Here is a 21916-nt window from a genome sequence, read left to right as displayed (position 1 = left end):
CTGTGCGCCATGTGCTATTTGGTGCTCTCCGGGGCTGACCACGCCCCCATGCTTCAGGCAGTCTGCTCCGCGAACCATGGGGCGCGCGCAGTCATGATCAATTTCTTGGCCCGCTCGGCATCCATGCCGGTCATTTCAGTCAATTCGTCAATCGCCAAATCGGCCAGATTTTCCATCGTACGAACGCCCTTTGCGGCAAGTGCGTGCGCAGTCTCTTCGTCCATGCCGTCCATGGCGAGCAGGTCGTCTGCCGCCGTTTCCATCGTCTCTTCCGACTTGATGGCATCAGTCACCAGCGCATCGCGTGCACGCCGGCGTAATTCGTTCACGGTATCTTCGTCGAAAGACTCGATTTCGAGCATCTCGTTCATCGGTACGTAGGCAACTTCTTCGAGATTGCTGAAGCCTTCGTCGATCAGGATCTGAGCGACCTCTGCATCCACGTCGAGCTTTTCGATGAACAGCTTCTGGATGACGCCGTGTTCCGAATCGCGCTTCTGATTGGCGTCGGTTTCCGTCATGATATTCAGCTGCCAACCGGTCAACTCTGAGGCCAGGCGGACATTCTGCCCGAGCCGGCCAATCGCCTGTGCCAGTTGCTCTTCGTCCACGACCACGTCCATGCTGTGGCGTTCTTCGTCGACAATAATCGACGAGACCTCGGCCGGTGCGAGTGCGTTGATGACGAACTGTGCCGGATCCGCGGACCACAGAATGATGTCGACCCGCTCGCCAGCCAATTCACCGGTTACGCCCTGCACGCGCGAACCGCGCATACCGACGCAGGTACCGATCGGATCGATGCGCGGGTCGTTGGATTTGACGGCAATCTTGGCGCGCAAGCCTGGGTCACGAGCGGCCGCCTTGATTTCGAGCAAGCCCTCCTCAATTTCCGGCACTTCCAGCTCGAACAGGACCTTGATGAATTCCGGCGAGATGCGCGACAACACCAGCTGCGGGCCACGCAGATTGCGGTCAACTTTCAGCAGGTACGCACGCACCCGGTCGCCCACCCGCAAGTTTTCCTTGGGGATGGTCTGGTCGCGTGGCAGCAAGGCTTCAATGCGTCCCGATTCGACAATGACGCTGCCGCGCTCGATACGCTTGATGGTACCGGTCACGAGTTGTTCATCGCGCGCCAGGAAATCACTGAGAATCTGTTCGCGCTCCGCGTCCCGAATTTTCTGAAGAATCACCTGCTTGGCAGTCTGAGCACCAATGCGGCCGAAATCAACCGCCTCCAGCGGCTCTTCGATGATGTCGCCGAGCTGCAGGTCTTCGCCGCGTTCCGGCGCGTCGGTAATGGCGATCTGGCGTGCAGGTTCTTCGTGCTCCTCGTCGGGGACCACCACCCATTGACGATAGCCCTGATATTCGCCAGTTTGGCGATCAATCTCGACGCGCACGTCGGCTTCTTCCTGAAGGAATTTGTCTTCAAAGCGTTTCTTGGTGGCGGATGCGAGCGCCAGTTCCAGCGCCACAAAAATCGTCTCGCGCGGAACATTTTTTTCTCGCGCCAGGGCATCCACCAGCAACAAAATTTCACGACTCATTTTTCTGTAACTCCTGCGTCAATTCGCTTTATTTCTTTTACGAAGAAGACGGCAACTTGTGATTATTTCAAAATTCCGGAATCAGGCGCGCACGATCAACATTTTCAAGCGGAACGGTAATCAACTTGCCACTCGCCGGATCTGCCGTTCGCTTGCCCTTCGACTTTGCCAATACCTTGCCCGTAACCTTCGGCGCGCCGGTACCCGGACCCGCCGGCTTAGCCGGATCTTCAATGATCCGAAAAGCGATGTCGCGCTCGCCCACCGACTCAATAACACCTTCGAAGCGCTTGCGACTGTCAATCATCGCGTTGAGCTTGACCTTCGCACTGCAGCCCACGAACCGCTGAAAATCCTGCAACTTCCTGAGCGATCGATCCAAGCCGGGAGAGGACACCTCCAACCGTTCGAAATCGACTCCTTCAACCGCGAATACCCGGCTTAAGTGATTGCTCACATTGGCGCAGTCTTCGACTGAGATTCCGTCGATTTTGTCTATGAAGACCCGCAACAAGCCGCGAGCACTCAGATCAAAATCCACCAACTCATAGCCGAGACTACCAACCGTCGACTCGACGATTGCCTGAACATTCCCGGACATCGCCAATCCCCCAGAAACCTGCGTGTCAACCACATACCGTGGCGCTCGAAATCGCTAATACAAATAAAAAATGGGCACGAGGCCCAAGCAAATCAATTCTTTACAGCCATAAATTTTAACACGACCAATGGAAAGAAGCCACCTGAATTGGCGTTTATTCGCGCCGCCAGCAAACCTTCGAAGGGAACTTCTCAACCCACGTCGTCGCGGTGATGCCTGGGCCAAGTCTAGTGAAATGGCTTGAAAATCCCGTAAGGCCGGATTCCAGCATGCGCCAACATGACGGATTTGCGAGATTTTGGAATAGGCACACCACGGCAAGCCCAGTACCAGTAGATGTCCGATTCACTTGCGGCCCGCATTGGCGGCAAATTGCGACGAAGCGTGCCATTGTTGTTGCAAAAACGCCACATTCGCCAATTATTGTGGCAAGCGTGCCCTCTTGACGATAAACTTTCCCGGTTTGTAACGCTATGTGCACTAAGGCATCGCGTCCATAACGAAATTCTCAATACTGCAACCTAAAAATACGAGGCCTAACTTGACTCATTCCAAAATGAAAGCTCTGCCACAAGCATTGCTGGCTGCACTGATCGCGACGCCGATGGCGTTTGCACAAGCACAAACCCCGCCGACACAAAAGGTCGAAAAGATTGAAGTAACGGGCTCAAACATCAAGCGGGTCGACACCGAAACCGTCGCTCCCGTACAGATCATCACCCGGGAAGAAATCCAGGCGACCGGCAGGAATACCATTGCCGAAGTGCTGAGCGGATTGTCGATCAACCAGGGCAACAGCTTCAACGAAGCGGGCGGTGTAAACAGCTTTGCGCCGGGCGCAAGCGGTATTTCATTGCGTGGCCTTGGCGCAAAAAACACCCTCGTTCTCATCAATGGTCGCCGCATGGCGGCATATGGCTTCGCGCAGAACATCAGCGACTCGTTTGTGGACGTGAACGCCATTCCGTCATCTGCCGTCGATCGCATTGAGATCTTGAAAGCGGGCGCATCACATATTTATGGTTCCGATGCCATTGCCGGCGTGATCAACGTGATCCTGCGTAAAGATTTCCAGGGCTTGGATATTTCCGCCGGTGGTGGTACGTCCACCCAGGGCGGCGCGAACGAATACCGGGCCAGCCTGGCGGCCGGTGTAGGCGATCTGGGTCGCAATAAATACAATGTGTTGGTGGCCGCCGATTACTTCAAGCGTGACCTGCTGCTGGAAAGCGATCGCGATTTCTCGAAGAACAAAGACTACCGCAATCAGATTGCCGGGGATTATGCCCTGACGAGTATTGCGCTTTACGTGCCTTTCGGCGCCGCCGCTGCCGCGCCTAATCCCAACCGGATCGCCATGCCGGGCTGTACAGGAAATATTGGAGTACTTCCTGTCACGGCGGTCAATCCGTTCACAACGACTCGTGGCACCAGTTGCTATGAAAACCTGGCCCGATTCAACAGCTTGAATCCTCGCACCGAGCGCGGTGGCGTTCTGGCACGCGGTACGCTGGACGTCACACCGACCATGCAGGCTTTTGCCGAAATTGGCCTCAGCACCAGCAAGTCGTTCCAGAAATTCCAGCCGCCGTTTATCGGCACGGCCAATACCTATCTCAATCCGGCAACCGGCCTGCCCGCGCAGGTACTGGGCTTGATTCCCGCCAGCAGTCCATATGCATACAAACTCAATGGCGTCCCTACCGCCGCACAGTTCCAATACTTGTTTACCGAAGTGGGCGGACGCGATTCAGATCTCAAGAACGACACCAATCGTTTCCTTGCCGGTCTGAAAGGCACGATGGGAACGTGGGATTGGGAACTTGGCGCAGCATCGGCAAAGAATAAAGTGACCCGCACGGGCTACAACGTCTTGCGCGCGGCACCGACCATCGCCGTCCTCACCAACAATACGTATAACTACTTCAATCGCAATGACCCGGCCAATGCCGCCGTCGTGAAAGGATTGATGACGACAACTACCCGCGTCTCAACATCGAAACTGCAATCACTCGACTTCAAGGCATCGTCGGAATTGATGCAAACCGCGAATGGCCCGATCGGCGTCGCGGGTGGTGCCGAGACGCGCAAAGAGTCGATGATCGACATCCCGGACGCGCAATCGCGAAATGGCTCCATTTTCGGCTCAGGTTCGGTTTCCGTCGACGGTGAACGCCGCAATACCGCCGTATTTGCCGAATTGAACGGCAAACTTCTCAGGGATCTGGAACTCCAGGCTGCGGTCCGTCAAGAGAAATACAGTGATTTCGGCAGTAAGACTGTGCCGGGTATCGGTGCCAAATGGACCGTCGCACCTGAACTGTTGGTGCGTGCAACATATTCAAAAGGTTTCCGCGCACCAACCCTGCCTGAAAACTCCAAATCCAGCGCTATTTTCTTTATTGGCATTTCCGATCCCGTGTTGCGTACGAGTTACAACACCAGCGGAGCTTATACCGGCGCGGGCAACCTCAAGCCGGAAACCTCCGACAACTACAACTGGGGTGCCATCTGGGAACCTTCGAAGAACACCAGCTTTGGAATTGATTTTTACCGCATCAAGCAAAAAGACATTGTTTCGGTGGATGACTTCACATTCATCCTGAACAATCCTGGTCGCTATCCAGGCCAGATTGTCCGCAGCCCGACCGACAACGCCGTCCTGTCCATCTCCGCGAAATATGTCAACCTTGCTTCAACGGAGACCAGTGGATTTGATGTAGACGCGAGCCATCGATTCAATTTCGGAGAGAACGGCAAAGTCACGCTAAAGGCTGCCTACTCTTACATGCAAAGCTACAAGTATGTACTGGCGGAAGGCGAGGATCCGACCGAGGCGGTTGACTCCAATGACTTCGCGTATCTCCCGCGTTATCGTGGCAATATTTCCGCTGAGTGGGAGCGCGGCAATTGGACTGTCCGCCTCTCCAATCGTCATATTGCTGGTTACGATCAAGCGTATGCATCCGCTTTACCTCAACAAACTCACGTCGGCTCCAGCGACTTCCAAGACTTGTTCGTGCGCTATGGCGGATTCAAGAATCTGGTCTTGACGGCAGCAGTGAACAATTTGCGCGATGCAGAGCCGCCGTATGACGGCAATGCCACGCTGCGTTACGCATCTTCGCTGTACGATCTGAAAGGACGCTTTATTTCCATCGGCGCGTCTTACAGCTTCAAGTAATCTCGTTACCCGGTTGTTGTACCAGAACAGAAAAGGGGCTTCGGCCCCTTTTCTGTTTTGGCGGCATATTCTGTTTCAGTCCGTGCGCGCATGCCATATTCGCGTCACCGCTGTAATGAATACGAGTATGATTTGCGTTTTTTTTCAGGCGCGCTGGACACAATTCCGGCTTCGTCCACTTGGTCAATCGTTCCAGGAAAGGTAAAAATTTTGGACAAATTCTCTGTGATGTCAGTTGCGACAAAGAACCTCGCACGTTTCCTATGCGCTATTTTCATGGCGAGCGCCGCATTTGCTGTAAGCGCCCAGGCAACGCTGTCGATTGAAGATATCTGGAAGCAGCCGCAACTCGGTAGCCCGACTCTTTCGCGCGACGGCAAATATATGGCCGTCACCATGCCCTACAAGGGCCGGATGAACCTCTCGGTCATCGACCTTGCGACACGGAAAGCATTTGTCCTGACGACATACGATAGTTTCGACGTACAGGGCATCCGTTGGATAAGCAATGACCGCCTCATGTATTCCCTGGGCCAGAATAACAGCCCAACAGGCGCCGGCCAATTTGACGGCGGCGGACTGTTCGTCATCGGGCGCGATGGCAAGGACTATCGCGCGCTATCGGATACAGTGCGTGCGACCCGCGCAAAGGGGCAGTATGTCTATCGCAGCCTGAGTTTCTTTCGCCGCATTCCCGGCAATGATGAAGAGATTATTGCAAGCGGTAACATGACGTCGGCCAACTCAACGGATCTCTATCGCCTGAACATCAAGACCGGCAAATACACGATTCTCACCCAAGGGCGACCGTCGGATTTGACGTCCGAGTGGCTGATGGACAGCAAACTCGTCCCGCGTGTGGTTATTGCAGGCATCAAGGACAAATTGACTGCCGTCGTCTACTACCGCAAGGATGAGAATTCACCCTGGTACGAACTGTCACGCTCGGAAGCGAACAAGGGGCCGGTGATGATTCCGCTGGCCTTTGATGCCAATGACCAGACCTTGCAGGTTGCGTACAACGGCGGGCGGGATACCATGGCCGTCTATCGCTTTGACCCCAATACCAAGACGATGGGTGAACTGCTGGCGCAGCATCCGCGTTACGACATGGGCGCAGATGCGGGGGCGGTGACGCGGGCGGACCGGTTCTCCATCAGGAAACCGAAAAAGTGATCGGATATTCCGTATCGGCGGACAAGCCGGAGATCACCTGGACCGACGAAAAGTATGCGTCGATTCAGGTTTTGCTGGATCGCACGTTGCCCGGTCGCATCAATCGTTTCAGCCGCACCCCCGATGGCAAACGCCTGATCGTCTCGTCGTATTCCGATACGAGGCCGACGCGCTGGTACTTCTACGAGGAAGAAGAAAACGCTCGAAGAGATTGGCGCCGCAAAACCGTGGCTCGATGGCAAGCTGGTCGAGCAGCGGCCATTCCGCTTCAAGACGCGCGATGGATTTGAGATTGACGGCTACTACTTCCTGCCGAAGGACTACAAACCTGGCACCAAGCTGCCGACTGTCGTGCATATCCATGGCGGCCCGTCTGTGCGCGCGGATCGCTGGGGCAGCGGATTTGGATATAACGAAGGACAGCTATTCGCCTCGCGCGGCTATGCGGTCATCGTGCCAAACTTCCGCATCACCCCCGGCTTCGGTTCGAAGATCTACTACGCCGGCTTTGGTTCGGTTGGGCGGCAAATGTCCGACGATCACGAGGATGCATTGCAGTGGGGCATCGCTCAGGGATTCGTGCAGGCGGACAAGGTGTGCATGTCCGGCGCGAGCTATGGCGGCTATGCGGCTCTTCAGGCATTGGTGCGCTCCAACGAGAAATGGAAATGCGCAATTGCCGGATTGGCAGTGACCGACTTCAAGTACCAGTTGACCACTCAGGAGGGTGACACGGCATCGAGCGAAGCCGCGGTAACGTTCTGGAAGGGAATCCTGGGAGAAAATGACTTCGATTCAAAGACGGTGCGCGATATTTCCCCCGTCTTCCAACGCGTCCAAGATCAAGCGCCCGGTATTCATGTACGCCGGTATTGATGACATCCGTGTACCACTCGGGCAGATTTCCCGCATGAAGAATGAACTTGAGCGCGCCGGCAATCCCGTCAAGGGATATGTACTCAAGGAGGATGAAGGGCACGGCTACGGAAAACTCGAAAACAACGTCGATCTTTACAAACAGATATTCGCCTTCCTGAAAGACCAGTTTGGTCAGTAAACGCGATTGAGAAGGAAAAAATCCCCGCCGCGTGCGGGGATTTTTTCGACCAACGACGCGATTTGGCAATGCGATGGAGTGGTGGCGGTTGAAAGTCAAGCACCGGCGCGGCTTTCCAGCCGATATCGGCCTGGAAAGCGCGCCAGTGCTTGAGTTTTTCCGCTGGGTACTTCTATTAACCCTATTTCCGTTCGCCCTGAGGTATCGAAGGGCATTCTGACATAAAGGAATCAATGGCTTGCATTGGGTGTGCTTCGATACCTCAGCACGAACGGGGAGTTATTAGAAGTTTCCCGCTGACTTCGCGCTTAACCGGCATCGAGTTACCGCATACAACACGCCGGAAGCGCTACCAAAAAGTGCGGACGACGCCGATTCGACCGCATCTGCATTTTTCAATACCGTTTCAAGCTGTTGCACAATTGCAACATTGGCGAACTAATTGGCACGCGATGTTGGATTTCAAGGGCGACTGCCGCTATTCTTCGTCCACTGGAAAGCTATTGTTTCATTTGGTTCCCATCCGATGTCGACATGTCTCACTCGGCAACAGCGGTTGGCGGCTTCCCGAACCACTACTTAAGCAACCGTACGGCACGAAGTTATTTCGTGTGTTTTCGTATTACCCGAAATCGTTTGAATGGTTTGCCTGAGTTACACCACTTCAACTAGGAGGCATCATATATGAGTAAAAATAAGCGCCCGGTCTCAACGTTTGCGCGCAAGCAAAGCGTTATTGCCACCGGCCTCGCACTGTCGCTGATGGCCGCGCATTCTGTTTACGCGCAGCAAGCTGCACCCGTCGAACAAAAGGCGGAAAAAATTGAAGTTACCGGCACGCGTATCCCGCCGCCAAACCTTGAAGGCGCGAGCCCGGTTACCGTGGTCGATGCCGTGACCATCAAGGTCGACGGTGTGCGTTCGGCTGAGAGCTTCCTGAACAACCTGCCGCAAGTATTCGCGGCCCAGGGCGCCAACGTCGCCAACGGCGCGACCGGTACGGCCACCGTCAACCTGCGCGGCCTCGGTGCTTCCCGTACCCTGGTACTCGTCAATGGCCGTCGCCTGCCCTACGGTAGCGCGAATTCGGCCTCGGCTGACTTGAACCAGATTCCTTCGCCGCTGATCAAGCGCGTGGAGATCCTGACTGGCGGCGCCGGCGCGGTATACGGTTCGGATGCGGTTGCGGGCGTGGTGAACTTCATCATGAACGACAAGTTCGAAGGCGTGCAGTTCGACGTCAATCACGGTTTCTACAACCACCAGCAGCAGAATGCAGCCGGTGTGGCGGATATTGTCCGTGGCCGTGCCGCGACCAACCCGAAAGAATTCGCCGTGCCAGGCGACAAGAGCGACGATGGGCGGATTTTTGACGCCAACGTCCTCATGGGCGGCAACTTCGGCAACGGCAAAGGCAATGCGACCGTGTACTTCGGCTACAAGAAAGAACAGGCGCTCCTGCAGTCGGAACGTGATTTCAGCGCCTGCTCGCTGGCCGCTTCCGGTTCAGTTTTCAGCTGCGGCGGTTCGGGCACGAACGCGACCACCCGCATCACCAACCTGACCACCGGCAAGGTGTATACGAACGGTGACTCCAATGGCACGGCGCGTATTTTCTCGAATGCGCTGGACCAGTACAACTTCGGCCCGGCCAACCACTTTCAACGCCCTTCGGAGCGCTATAACGCCAACGCGTCGGCCAATTATGATTTCCTGCCTGACGTCAAGCTTTATTCCGAATTTGCCTTTACCGACTACCGCAGCATCGCGCAGATTGCACCTGGTGGCGTTTTCGGCTCGATCGCTACAATCGCGTTTGACAATCCCCTGCTCTCTTCTTCCTGGAAAACCGCATTGGGTCTCAATCAGGCGGGTGACACGACCGACGTAGTGGTTCAACGTCGTAACGTCGAAGGTGGCGGACGCCAGTCCGAGTTCCGCAATACGTCATTCCGTACCGTGGTGGGCGTCAAGGGTGATGTCGGCAACTGGTCATATGACGCCTTCATGCAAACCGCGAAGGTTATTTACCAGCAAACCGAGAAAAACTACTTCGAAAACGCCCGTATCGACAACGCGCTGGATGTGGTAAACGTCAACGGCGTGGCAACTTGCCGCGTCGCGACGACCGGCGCCGATACGAGTTGCGTGCCGTACAACCCATGGCAACTGGGCAAGATCACATCGGCACAGTTGAATTATCTGCAGGCGCCCGGTATTCGTACCGGCGGCACCGAACAGATGGTTCAGGGCGGCAGCATTTCTTCCGATCTGGGCACGTATGGCATCAAGTTGCCAACCTCCAAGAACGGTGTAGCCGTCGCCGTCGGTATTGAGCGCCGCACGGAAAAACTGGATCTGCAGACCGATTCCCTGACCCAAACAGGCAGCCTGTCTGGTTCAGGTGGCCCGACACCGGGACTGAACGGCAAGTTCACCGTGAAGGATATTTACGCCGAAGTACGCGTGCCAATCCTTGAGGGTGCGTCGTTTGCCGAATTGCTCAGCGCAAACGCCAGCTACCGCAATTCCGACTACACCACCGGCGTCAAGACCAATACCTACGGGTTTGGTGTTGAGTGGTCACCGACCAAGCAAGTCAGATTGCGCGCCAGCTACCAGAAGGCCGTTCGTGCCGCCAACCTGATCGAGTTGTACCAGGCGCAAGGCTTGAATCTGTACGACAACGACTCCGATCCTTGCGCCGGATCCGCCCCGGCGGCAACACTGGCGCAATGCGCACGCACCGGTGTGACCGCCGCGCAATACGGCAACATTCAGGATAGTCCGGCCGGTCAGTACAACTTCTTGCAAGGTGGCAACCCTAACCTGAACCCTGAAAAAGCCAAGAGTAATACGCTTGGCGTGGTGTTTACGCCGATGTCCAACCTGAGCGCAACAGTCGACTACTTTGACATCAAGGTGGAAGACACGATCAGCATCATCAATCCGGTCACCTCGCTGGCGCAGTGTATTGCAACCGGCAACCCGCTCTTTTGCAGCTTGATCACGCGTGACCGCCTGGGCACCTTGTGGCTGCTCGACACCGCAAGGATCGTCGGCACCAACCAGAACATCGGTGGCTCACGCGCAACGGGTATCGACCTTGGGTTCAACTACACCCACAAACTGCCTAATCTCGGTAGCCTGAACGTGAACACCGTGGCGACTTACCTCCTCAAGGCAGAAACCGAGGAAATCAAAGGGCTGGGTAACTATGACTGCGTTGGCCTGTATGGCAACAACTGCGGCGTGCCGAACCCGGAGTGGAGAAACAAGACCCGCGCCACCTGGACCACCCCGTGGAACTGGGACTTGGCCCTGACGTGGCGCTTCTTCGGCTCGGTCGATGTTGACACCAGCAGCTCGAACCCGAAGCTGTCAGGCCCGGTACAGTCAGTGGAAAAAACACTGGGCTCGCGCAACTACTTCGACCTCGCCGGTTCCTACGCAGTCACGAAGCAGATCACCTTGCGCGCCGGTATCAACAACCTGTTCGACAAGGATCCGCCGATCACCACCGTGTCCGGCCCGAGCATCTTCGGCAACGGCAATACCTTTCCGCAAGTGTACGACGCGCTGGGACGCCGTGTATTCCTTAACCTGAACGCCAAGTTCTAATCTGGCACGAAGGTAGTTTCAACTTAAACGGCGAGCTCAGGCTCGCCGTTTTTTTTGCCCGCAAATCCATGTTCAATTAAGAAACCCAGCACCGGCGCGGCTCTCAGCGGTCTTTTGCCTCAAACACCGCGCCAAATGGCGTTCTTTGCGTTCGGCTCAAGCGTAGCGTGATCGCGTCCCGTGGATTACGTCGCAAATTAAACGCGGACGAGAAGATATCGCTCGCTAAAGATCGAAGCCGCCCTCCTCTTTGGAAAAGGCGTTGATGCCATCTGTCATCGCCGTGATCATTGCTCGTTCCGGCGGCGTAAGGTGTGGGTGCCAGATATCGAAAATCAATACAACCCGCAATTTGTCGCTATCGTTCCACGCCTCGTGATTGATCGTATCGTCGAATACCCAGGCTTTGCCGGGCACCCATTCGCGGGTTTCGTTGCCGACGCGAAATCCACAGCTCTCCGGGATGATCAGTGGCAAATGCGTGACCACGCGAACGTTTGACACGCCCACGTGCGGGGGGATTTTTGTGTGCGGCTTGAGAAGCGAAAACATCGCGGCCGGCGTGCGCCCGGGTTGATCAGGTGCCGGCGCGGACGCGAGAAGGCTCATCGTTACGGGACATTTTGCGGCGTTTGCCTCGACCTTTCGCCCCATTTTAAATAGGTGGAACGCACTCCATTGCGGTGAATTATTCAGTTCCGCCCACTGATTGACCGGCACATCATTGGGATAACTGATGTAGGGCTCGAATCCTTGTTCCGAACCGAGTACCCCCATGAACTCTTGGCGGATGTCGTCGGTGGCCGCCTCGAATGCATCGAGCCACGGAAAATCGGCGCGCTCAAAAAAGTCGATGGGGGCCAGCTGCGGATAGTGATAAATCGCTGACTGCGAATCATAGCGGCGCTTGCGACCCAGCATGATGTCGACCGAATCGCGAAATCTTTTCAGATTTTCGCCCGCCCTCGCCTGATAGTGACCATTCAAGTACTGGTCCATGAATGCAGCAAATTCACGATCATATTTTTCCCTGTATTCAATCGCATGTGCGAGCGCGGGCTTGAGGTCCGGATGCAAGTTATCCATTGCTGGTGCCACGATCGCGGCGGTACCGTACGCGCGAGCAGCTTTGTGCATCTTGCCTTGGCGCTCGAAAAGATTTGCCCGCATGATGAGCGCGAGCAGGTCGTTGGGTTCGCAGGCAAGCGCGCCCTGAACAGCGTTTTCTTCGCCGGGCTCATCTCCCATGCGCTGGCACACCAGCGCCAGATTCACCCACTGTTGCGGATCGGCGCCGCTTACGTCGACAACACGCTGGAATGCCACGCGAGCGGGCTGCCACTCCCCCTTTCGAAACGAATGTTGACCGAGCGCAGTCAGGGCACGCAGATGATTGGGATCGTGTTGAAGCAGGCGCCCCCAGGAATCGACTGCCTCACGCTCCCGGCCAGCGCGCATGCGCCCTACCGCTTCAGCTTCGAGTGCGGCTACCGCACGTTTATCGACCGGATCTTCTTGCATGGGCTGATTCCATTTCTTGGATTTGTGGGGGTACCTTGCATGCTCGATTGCAAACAATACGTAATTTCGAACGCGCGCGACGCTCCACGACCGAAATCGCGTGTGCGACCCGCGAATTCAATGCAGCACCGCTCGAAGCCTGCCATCGTCCAGGCGAACATCCGCGCGGACGACTGCGCCCGCATGGGCGGGAATAATCTGCATGGAAATTGTCATGTCAATTTTGTGGCCTCGCATTTAAGATTTCGCAGATCGCTCATGGATTCGCTTTGGTGATGCATAATTGTAATGTGCGGCACAATTCATTGAGTATTGTCACAGCCACATTCCCAGCATCTATGCGCCGCGCCTGCAATGCAGGTATGTCATGCCAGCCAATGTTCAAACTGCGGACACGTGGCAAAATGGCTGGCGGCTAACGCTGGATTGTGTCAAATTCAATACCCATGATGCGTTTCTCCGAATAAAAGGATAGAATTCGCGTTGTTTTTTAGCAGCCCTAACTCTCGCCCAAGAAGCGAGTGACCAACGGAGGGGAATCAATGGATTACGCGCAACAACAGCGCCAGCCTGGCAAGCATGTTACCGGCATAACGGTGGTAATCATTATGCATGTGCTCGTCGTTTACGCCCTGATGACAGGGCTGGCTCGCAAGGCCATCGAAGTGATCAAGGCGCCGCTGGAAACCAAGATCATCGAAGAGGTCAAGAAACCGCCGCCTCCCGACACCCCGCCGCCGCCGCCGCCCAAGATGGTGCAAGTCATGCCGACCTTCGTGCCGCCGCCGGAGGTACAGATTTCCGCGCCCGCCATTCAGGCGCCGGTGATCTCCAATCGCACCGCAGTGGCGCCCCCCGTCTACGCGCCACCGAAGCCGGCCGCCGTCGTGGCCGCGCCGCCTGCGCCGCCGAGCGTAGGGGTGGCCTGCCCGAACTCGCAATTGATTCGCACTGAGATCAAATACCCACCCGCCGCCCGCAAAGACGGCATTCAGGGTGATGTACTGGTGGAATTCACCGTCGCGATCAACGGCGAAATCAAGGACGTCGACGTCAAGTCTTCAAGCAATCGCGTTTTCAACAGCGTCTCGGTGAACGCCGTGCGCCAGTTCAAGTGCAACGGCCAGGGAAGAGAAGTGCGGGTGCAAGTACCGTTCTCATTCAAGTTAACGGACTGAACCAATATTGGAATGCGTGTCCCACCGGCTGGCAACCGCAGGCGGGACACCAAGCTTGTCAGCATAAAATCAAGTCAATAAACTTTTTAGTGGAGGCAACATGAATTTAATCAACCGTATCCCCGCGCTGCTGGTCGCCGTCGTGATGGCCGCGACCCCGTTCGCCGCAGCCATCGTATCCCTGCAGTCCACTCAGTCGTTCGCGCAGGCGCCTGCTGCGGATCCTGCCAAACCCGCCGCGGATGCCGCACCGGCAGCAGAGGCCGCCAAGTCCGCACCGGTTGCCGCCCCGACGGTTGCCAAGGAAATGGTCACCAATCCCTACGGACTGGAAGCCATGTGGAGAGACGGCGACTTCGTTACCAAGGCGACGCTGATCATCCTTGGCATCATGTCGATGGGCAGTTGGTACATCCTCATCGTCAAGTTGTTTGAACAGTTCAAACTGATGAAAGACGCAAAGGGCGCCGGCGACGAATTCTGGGCCGCCGGATCGCTTCAGCAGGGTGTTGCCACGCTTGGTGAAGCCAGCGCCTTCCGTTTCATCGCCGAAAGCGGCCTGAAAGCCAGCGACCACCACAGCGGACTGATGGCCGGTGTCGACCTGAACGAGTGGGTGACGATGTCCATCCAACGTTCCACCGATAACGTCAACAATCGCCTGCAGGACGGCTTGGCCTTCCTGGCAACCGTTGGCTCGACTGCCCCGTTCGTCGGTCTGTTCGGTACCGTGTGGGGCATCTACCACGCGCTGACCGCCATCGGTATCGCCGGTCAAGCCTCCATTGACAAGGTGGCCGGTCCGGTCGGTGAAGCGCTGATCATGACCGCCTTCGGTCTGGCCGTGGCGGTACCGGCAGTGTTGTCGTATAACTGGCTGATTCGCCGCAACAAGGTCTCCATGGAAAAAGTGCGCGCCTTCAGTGCCGACCTGCATTCCGTGCTCATGAGCGGTGGCGGCAAAAAGAAATAATTCGACGGCACCCCGTAACCCGAGCATGAGGAACCCATTATGGGAATGAACGTAGGGTCGGACAGCGGCGAAGATGAAGTCATCTCCGCCATCAACACCACGCCGCTGGTCGACGTGATGCTGGTGTTGCTGATCATCTTCCTGATCACCATTCCGGCGATCATCCAGAACGTCGCCGTGGAACTGCCGAAAGAGCGCAATCTGCCGACGCAGACCAAGCCGGAGAACATCCTGATCTCGGTCAACAAGGATGGTGACATCTTCTGGAACCAGCAATTGGTGCCGGATACCGACGCCCTGTTTGATCGGCTCAAGGTGGTCGCGGTGGTCGTGCCGCAGCCGGAAGTGCACATTCGCGGTGACCTGGACGCGCGCTACGAGTCGATCGGCAAGGTCGTCTATACCTGCCAGCGCGCCAGCATCATGAAGATCGGGTTTATCACCGAACCGCCGCCCAATTTCGTGGTGGGAGGCTAGGATGAACCAGCATTTTGAAAGGAAACAGTCATGAGCATGAGCGTAGGCTCGGGCGACGGCTCCAAGGAACCGGAAGTCATGATCGAGATGAACACCACGCCGTTGATCGACGTGATGCTGGTCCTGATCATCATGTTGATCATCACCATTCCGATCCAGACGCATGCGGTCAAGCTGAACATGCCAGTGGGCAATCCGCCGCCGCCGCTGGTCCAGCCGATTGTGGTACAGATCGACGTCGACTTTGACGGCACGGTCATGTGGAACGGCGAAATCATTTCAGACCGCAACGCGCTCGAAACACGCCTGTTATCGGCCGCCTCCGAATCGGTTCAACCGGAGGTGCACCTGCGGCCCAACAAGCTGGCGCAATACAAGGATGTCGCCATGGTAATGGCCTCCGCACAGCGGTTGGGTATCACCAAGCTCGGTATTGTCGGTAACGAACAGTTCGTCAAGTAATTCTGATTTGGTGAAACGCGGCTGAGGCCGCGTTTCGCATTTTTCCCCGGAGCAAATATCCATGAATCGATCCAATCTGATCCTGCGAGCGATCGTACGCGCCGCTGTTCTGGCTGGCCTTCTCGCGGCCGTCATCCCGAATGGTTATGCACAGGAAAAGGTGCGCCCCGAAGTCGGCACACCGTTGCAGGCGGCACAGGATTTGATGAAGGCCAACAAATTCAGGGATGCGCTGGCGAAAGTGCGCGAAGCCGACGCGGTATCGGCCAAGACGCCGTATGAAACCTACATGGTCGAGCGCATGCGTGCCTCGGCCGCCACCGGGGCGAAGGAGGGCGATACCGCCATCAAGGCCTATGAAGCGGTGGTTGCTTCGGGCAAAGCTCCCCAGGCCGATCAACTCAAGATCATTGAAGCGCTCGCCACCAATTACTACAATTCAAGGGACTTTGCGTCCGCCGTCAAATGGGGCACGCGTTACTTCAAGGAAGGCGGTACCGGCGGCCAGGTCCGCACCTTGATGATTCAGTCGTATTTCCAGAGCGGCGATTTCGCCGCGTCGGCCAAGGAATCGCTGAACGATGTCGAGGCCGATGAGAAGGCAGGTCGCACGCCGTCCGAGGAAAAGCTGCAATTGCTGGCCAATAGCTATCTGCGGCAGAAGAACAATTCCGGCTACGCGGCGACGATCGAGAAGCTGCTCAACTATTATCCGAAGAAGAGTCTGTGGGCAAACGTTATTTCCGGCGTGCAGAAGAAGCCGGGATTTTCGGATCGTCTGGCGCTGGATGTCTATCGCCTGCAGCTCGCCACCGGCAACCTGGCTTCCACCACCGATTACATGGAAATGGCGCAGCTCGCCATTCAAGCCGGCAACGCCGTGGAAGGCAAGAAGGCCATCGATGATGGCTTCGCCAATGGTGCGCTCGGCAAGGGCGCTGAAGCCGATCGCCACAAGCGCTTGCGTGACCTGGCCAACAAGAAAATTGCCGAGGCACAGAAAACAGCGATTAGCGCGCAGGATGAAACCGACGCAAGCGCGGCAAAGGACGGCAATAGCCTGGTTGTTCTCGGAGAAAAGCTTGTTGCAACTGGCCAGGCAGCCAGGGGCATCAGTTTGATGGAAGCGGGAATCAAGAAAGGCGGCCTGCGCCGACCCGAAGATGCCAAGCTTCATCTGGGACTCGCGCAGATTCAGCTAGGCCAAAAGGCCAAGGGTATTCAGACGCTGAAAACTGTACAAGGCACAGACGGCGTTGCTGACCTCGCGCGCCTGTGGATTATCTTCACGCAGAAAAACGGCAAAACCTGATCGGTGAGCGCATCGCTCCGCGCTTGTCGGCGGAGCGAATGAACCCCGCTTCCCGTGTCGATCAGGTACCCGCCCGACAGCAGTAAACGCACGTTGGGTCGCACGCAATTCAATCCTGCCTGCAATGGCCAAAACCGCCGCCGCATTGCCAGATGCGGACTGGGAAACTCTAAGCTTCAGGAATTGGCTGCCTCGGGTAGCGCATCAATCCAATGCCCCATAAGAACACGATCGATGTATTCAACGGCGATGCCGACGGGCTACTCGCACGCCATCAATTTCGCCTGACTTATCCTGTCGCACTTGAACAGGCGACGCTGATCAGCGGCGTCAAACGCGACATTGCTTTGCTGGGACACGTCGTGAAAACGCAGTCCGTGCAATGCGAGGACAACATACAGGTATTCGACATCTCCTATGACCGCAACGCGATCGCGGTTGACGCGTTACTCGCGACCGGCGCGCGGATCACTTATTTCGATCATCATCGCGCGAGCTGCCTGCGGCCGCATCCGCATTTGACCGCTTGCATCGACGAGAGGCCGGACACTTGTACCAGTTTGCTGGTTGATCGGCATTGCAACGGCGCGCACCGGCTCTGGGCGATCGCAGCCGCCTTCGGTGACAACCTGTCCGCGGTCGCACGACGGTTGTCGCGGGATGCCAACCTTCTGCCGGCGCAGGAAGCGCAGCTCCGGCTGCTTGGTGAATGCATTAACTACAACGCCTATGGAGAATCCGTCGAAGACCTGCACTACCCGCCCGCAACGCTTGCTGTCCTGCTTGCGCCTTACGCGAGCCCGTTTGATTTCATTGAGCATGAAGATGTGCTTTCCCGCCTGAAAACCGGCTATGAGAGTGACATGGCAAAGGCGCTCGCCGTCAATGCATTCGGCGCAAGCGATGTTGCCTCCATTTTCCTGATGCCCAACGAGTCCTGGGCGCGCAGAGTCAGTGGCGCGTTTGCCAACCACCTTGTGCATGCCTTCCCGGATCGAGCGCATGCGGTCCTCACCACAAATGTCCGCGGCACGGCGACGGTCAGTATTCGTGCGCCCGCCTCGAAGCCCAGGGATGCCGGGAAAGTGGCCACCCGGTTTGCCAACGGTGGCGGTCGCGCGATCGCGGCGGGAATCGAGTTGTTTCCGCTCGATCAACTGGCGGCGTTGCTTGCTGAACTGGAAGAAACTTACCGTTGAGGGCACAGGCATCCGGAACAAGGTCCTGGCGGCACGCACCCGCATTGGCAAGCACTCTTATTTGGGTGCGATTCAAAGTGATGTGGATTTTGGCTCCTCCCTTTTCCAAGGGTGGCAGGGAGGGATTTGCGGTGCTCGAAAATTTCCAGTTACCCGGGTTGGCGACGACCTAAAATCCCCCTCGATCCCCCTTTTTCCAAAGGGGGAAGCAAAGCATTTCACATTTTCACATCAGTTTGAATCGCACGCCTCTTATATGGGAATCCAGAGCATCCCGCGCAATTCGGTAAAATGCAACGACACCGACCAACCACTTGCCAGCCAGCCGATGACGTCCGCCTCATCCGTTTTCAATTCCGCCGATGCCGCCTACCTGTCGTTGATGCGCCATGTGCTCGAACACGGCACGGAAAAATCCGATCGCACGGGCACGGGCACACGTTCCGTTTTCGGCTATCAAATGCGCTTCGATCTTTCGGCTGGTTTTCCGCTCCTGACCACAAAGAAACTGCACCTTCGCTCCATCATCCATGAACTGCTGTGGTTCCTGAAAGGTGAGACCAATACCCGCTATCTGAAAGAAAACGGCGTAACGATCTGGGACGAGTGGGCAGATGTACAAGGCAATCTCGGCCCCGTTTACGGCTACCAGTGGCGCTCGTGGCCGGCCCCCGACGGCACACACATCGACCAGATCAGCGACGTGCTCAAACAGATCACGACCAATCCTGATTCGCGGCGCATGATCGTCTCCGCCTGGAACGTTGCCGACATTCCGAAGATGGCACTGGCACCCTGCCACGCTTTCTTTCAGTTCTACGTCGCCGACGGCAGGCTCTCGTGTCAACTCTATCAGCGTAGCGCGGATATCTTCCTGGGCGTGCCATTCAATATCGCTTCATACGCGCTGCTAATGATGATGATCGCGCAGGTCTGCGGCCTGAAACCAGGAGACTTTGTTCACACGCTGGGCGACGCGCATCTTTACCTCAATCATCTCGATCAAACCCACGAACAGCTGTCACGTACGCCAAGGCCTATGCCGACGATGCGATTGAACCCGGCGGTAATGGATTTATTCGCCTTCCGGTTTGAAGACTTCTCGCTGGAAAATTACGACCCGCATCCCGGCATTAAAGCGCCGATCGCCGTCTGATGAGGGTCAATCTTATTGTCGCGATGGCGAAGAATCGCGCAATTGGCATCAACAACAAGATGCCGTGGCACCTTCCCGCCGATTTTGCGTGGTTCAAGAAGCACACCCTCGGGCATCCCATCATCATGGGCCGCAAGACCTTTGAATCTATCGGAAAACCGCTACCCGGACGACGCAATATCGTCGTGAGCCGCAACAAGGAATGGCGTGCAGAAGGCTGTGACGTTTTCAGCTCCCTCGACGCCGCGCTGGCAAGTTGCACATCAGCCGAACAAGTATTTGTCATCGGCGGAGCAACCCTATATAACGAAGCACTGCCTGTCGCGGATCGTCTCTATATCACCGAGGTCGATGTAACCACTGAAGGTGACACCTATTTCCCGGTGCTGGAATCTGGCGCATGGCAAGAGTGCTGGCGCGAGCATCGCGCGTCAGACGAAAAAAATGCCTACGCAATGGAATGGGTGATTCTGGACCGTGTCAGGTCAGGACACTAAACTCTAGCACTGACGGGCCTTTTCGGGCATTTTGCCGCCAACAGCCCCGCCAGTCCTTGTGTTTGCCAATTTGTTGCACGTGCCCGCCTCAAGTCGGCGGCGGCGCCACTTTCAATACCTCTTCCAGTGTCGTAATGCCCTGCGCCACTTTCATTGCGCCTGACAACCTGAGCGGCTTCATGCCCGACTTATATGCCTCGGCCGTGATCGCCGCAAGGTCGGCATCGGCAACGATGAGACGCTTGATCTCAGGCGTCATGAGCAGGATTTCATAAATACCGATGCGGCCCATATAACCGGTATTGCGGCATTCCAGGCAACCGACCGGTTTGTAAATGTCCTTGGGTGGATCGCCTTTCCACGGTGACACGGTGTCGTGCCATATCTTGATTTTTTCGGGATTATCGAACGGGACTTTTTCCTTGCAATGCGGGCAAAGCGTGCGCACCAGCCGCTGCGCCATGACGCCGAGAAGCGTCGAGTTCAGGAGATATGCCGGAACGCCGAGATCAAGCAAGCGCGTGACGACCGTGGGCGCATCGTTGGTATGCAATGTCGAAAGCACGAGATGGCCCGTCAACGCCGACTGGATCGCCATTTCCGCGGTCTCCAGATCGCGAATTTCGCCGACCATGATGATGTCCGGATCCTGACGCATCAACGCGCGTACGCCTTCGGCAAACCCGAAATCGAGCTGTGGCTGCACCTGAATCTGGTTCAGGCTCGGTTCAATCATCTCGATCGGGTCTTCAATCGTGCAGACATTGACTTCGGGTGTCGCCAGTTGTTTCAGCGTCGAATACAGCGTGGTGGTCTTGCCGGAACCGGTAGGACCTGTGACCAGCACAATACCGCCTGGATTGGCGATTAGCGCCTGCCACTTTTCGTAATCCTCGGTCGAAAAACACAGCTCGGAAAAATCCCGCACCAGCACATCGGGATCGAAAATACGCATCACCAGTTTTTCGCCAAATGCGGTAGGCAACGTGGACAAGCGCAATTCGATTTCCTCGCCATCGGGCATGCGCGTCTTGATGCGGCCATCCTGCGGGCGGCGCTTTTCCACCACGTCCATGCGACCCAGGATCTTGATACGCGACGTCATCGCGTTGGCCACGGTGGCGGGCACCTGATAGACCTGATGCAGCACGCCATCAATGCGGAAGCGCACCGTCGCAGAATCGCGGCGCGGCTCAAGATGAATATCGGAGGCGCGTTGATCGAACGCGTATTGCCACAGCCAGTCCACCAGCGTGACGATGTGGTGGTCATTGGCATCGAGCGCACGGCCCGCCTTGCCGAGCTCAACAAGTTGCTCGAAATCGTTGACCTTCGGCATGCCGTTATCAGACTTTTCGGCACGCTTCACCGAGCGCGACAAATTGTAGAACTCACCCACGTAGCGGCTGATATCCAGCGGACTCGCCAGCACCACCTGGATGTTGTACTTCAGCATGTCGCCCAGTTCGCGCTGCCAGGCCGTCAGGTAAGGCTCACAGGTGGCGATGACCACGTCGCGGCCGCGCGCTTCCACCGGCAGAATATTACGTTTGGAGGCATAGTCCGAGGACATCACTTCGGTAACGGCTCGCATGTCGATCTTGAGGGGATCGATATGGAAGTATGTCATCTCGACTCGCCCGGCCACCCACTCGGTGAGCTTCTCGATGTCCAGCGCCCGGTGCGGCGGCTTCAGCGATTTTATTTTCGCGTCCGCCAGCACGGTCAGCGGGTGCGAGTCCGACCCCGAGGTACGCCACGCCTTGAGTACGCGGTCGTGGTCGTCCTGAGAAATGAAAGCATCCTCCAGCAGCGCGGTCATCAGTTCCGGAACAGTAATGCGACGCTCCGTACGGTTGCGACGAACCGGTACCAGTACCGGGACAGCAATGGCCGACTTGGCGGGCGCTGAAGGTGTTGAGGATGTTGACGGAGAGGCCATTGCGCAA

Annotated in this window: 17 protein-coding genes; 13 read left to right on the top strand and 4 right to left on the bottom strand. The window is 56.6% G+C overall.

The window, feature by feature from the left end; all coding sequences use genetic code 11:
* Window positions 1-53: 53 nt before the first annotated feature.
* The gene (gene nusA, locus IPP88_16420; GenBank protein MBL0124233.1) at window positions 54-1553 is read right to left on the bottom strand and encodes a transcription termination/antitermination protein NusA; all 1500 of its coding nucleotides are present in this window, start codon (window positions 1551-1553) and stop codon (window positions 54-56) included.
* 67 nt (window positions 1554-1620) lie between these two features.
* Complete coding sequence (gene rimP, locus IPP88_16415) at window positions 1621-2154, bottom strand: ribosome maturation factor RimP (protein MBL0124232.1); 534 nt, start codon at window positions 2152-2154, stop codon at window positions 1621-1623.
* A gap of 541 nt (window positions 2155-2695) precedes the next feature.
* Here rimP and IPP88_16410 point away from each other — a divergent pair.
* From IPP88_16410 to IPP88_16390, 5 genes are all read left to right on the top strand, one after another.
* A complete protein-coding gene (locus tag IPP88_16410) occupies window positions 2696-5338 on the top strand; it encodes a TonB-dependent receptor (protein ID MBL0124231.1) in 2643 nt (880 codons plus the stop codon).
* 228 nt (window positions 5339-5566) lie between these two features.
* Complete coding sequence (locus IPP88_16405) at window positions 5567-6514, top strand: hypothetical protein (GenBank protein MBL0124230.1); 948 nt, start codon at window positions 5567-5569, stop codon at window positions 6512-6514.
* A gap of 150 nt (window positions 6515-6664) precedes the next feature.
* Entirely contained in the window at window positions 6665-7390 is a 726-nt protein-coding gene (locus IPP88_16400) for a S9 family peptidase (protein MBL0124229.1), read from the top strand.
* Entirely contained in the window at window positions 7299-7571 is a 273-nt protein-coding gene (locus IPP88_16395) for a prolyl oligopeptidase family serine peptidase (protein MBL0124228.1), read from the top strand. Before IPP88_16400 ends, IPP88_16395 begins: the two co-directional genes overlap by 92 nt.
* 684 nt (window positions 7572-8255) lie before the next feature.
* Complete coding sequence (locus IPP88_16390; protein MBL0124227.1) at window positions 8256-11192, top strand: TonB-dependent receptor; 2937 nt, start codon at window positions 8256-8258, stop codon at window positions 11190-11192.
* Window positions 11193-11417: 225 nt separating this feature from the next.
* On the opposite strand, the gene IPP88_16385 is transcribed toward IPP88_16390, so the two are convergent.
* On the bottom strand, window positions 11418-12713 hold the full coding sequence (locus tag IPP88_16385; GenBank protein MBL0124226.1) for an aspartyl/asparaginyl beta-hydroxylase domain-containing protein: 1296 nt from the start codon (window positions 12711-12713) through the stop codon (window positions 11418-11420).
* Between the two features lie 542 nt (window positions 12714-13255).
* Between IPP88_16385 and IPP88_16380 the strand changes: the two genes are divergently transcribed.
* From IPP88_16380 to folA, 8 genes are all read left to right on the top strand, one after another.
* Entirely contained in the window at window positions 13256-13891 is a 636-nt protein-coding gene (locus IPP88_16380) for a TonB family protein (protein ID MBL0124225.1), read from the top strand.
* Between the two features lie 100 nt (window positions 13892-13991).
* Window positions 13992-14864 carry a MotA/TolQ/ExbB proton channel family protein gene (locus tag IPP88_16375; protein ID MBL0124224.1) on the top strand — a complete coding sequence of 291 codons (873 nt, stop codon included), beginning with the start codon at window positions 13992-13994 and terminating at the stop codon, window positions 14862-14864.
* Between the two features lie 39 nt (window positions 14865-14903).
* Complete coding sequence (locus IPP88_16370; GenBank protein ID MBL0124223.1) at window positions 14904-15341, top strand: biopolymer transporter ExbD; 438 nt, start codon at window positions 14904-14906, stop codon at window positions 15339-15341.
* Between the two features lie 30 nt (window positions 15342-15371).
* The gene (locus IPP88_16365) at window positions 15372-15803 is read left to right on the top strand and encodes a biopolymer transporter ExbD (protein ID MBL0124222.1); all 432 of its coding nucleotides are present in this window, start codon (window positions 15372-15374) and stop codon (window positions 15801-15803) included.
* 61 nt (window positions 15804-15864) lie between these two features.
* Window positions 15865-17115: a hypothetical protein gene (locus IPP88_16360; protein ID MBL0124221.1), complete on the top strand. Its 1251-nt coding sequence runs from the start codon at window positions 15865-15867 to the stop codon at window positions 17113-17115.
* A 212-nt stretch (window positions 17116-17327) separates the two neighbouring features.
* Entirely contained in the window at window positions 17328-18314 is a 987-nt protein-coding gene (locus IPP88_16355) for a DHH family phosphoesterase (protein ID MBL0124220.1), read from the top strand.
* A 328-nt stretch (window positions 18315-18642) separates the two neighbouring features.
* Window positions 18643-19470: a thymidylate synthase gene (locus IPP88_16350; GenBank protein ID MBL0124219.1), complete on the top strand. Its 828-nt coding sequence runs from the start codon at window positions 18643-18645 to the stop codon at window positions 19468-19470.
* Window positions 19470-19967 (top strand): type 3 dihydrofolate reductase, encoded by a 498-nt coding sequence (gene folA, locus IPP88_16345; GenBank protein ID MBL0124218.1) that lies wholly within the window; start codon window positions 19470-19472, stop codon window positions 19965-19967. Before IPP88_16350 ends, folA begins: the two co-directional genes overlap by 1 nt.
* An 88-nt stretch (window positions 19968-20055) precedes the next feature.
* On the opposite strand, the gene IPP88_16340 is transcribed toward folA, so the two are convergent.
* Window positions 20056-21909, bottom strand: coding sequence for a type II/IV secretion system protein (locus tag IPP88_16340; GenBank protein ID MBL0124217.1), 1854 nt, complete (start codon window positions 21907-21909; stop codon window positions 20056-20058).
* Between the last annotated feature and the right edge of the window lie 7 nt (window positions 21910-21916).

Source organism: Betaproteobacteria bacterium (assembly GCA_016720925.1).
In the GTDB taxonomy this organism is placed as follows: Bacteria; Pseudomonadota; Gammaproteobacteria; order Burkholderiales; family Usitatibacteraceae; genus UKL13-2.
Note: the sequence above shows the minus strand (reverse complement) of the source record. Positions and strands in the feature narration are given on the sequence as shown.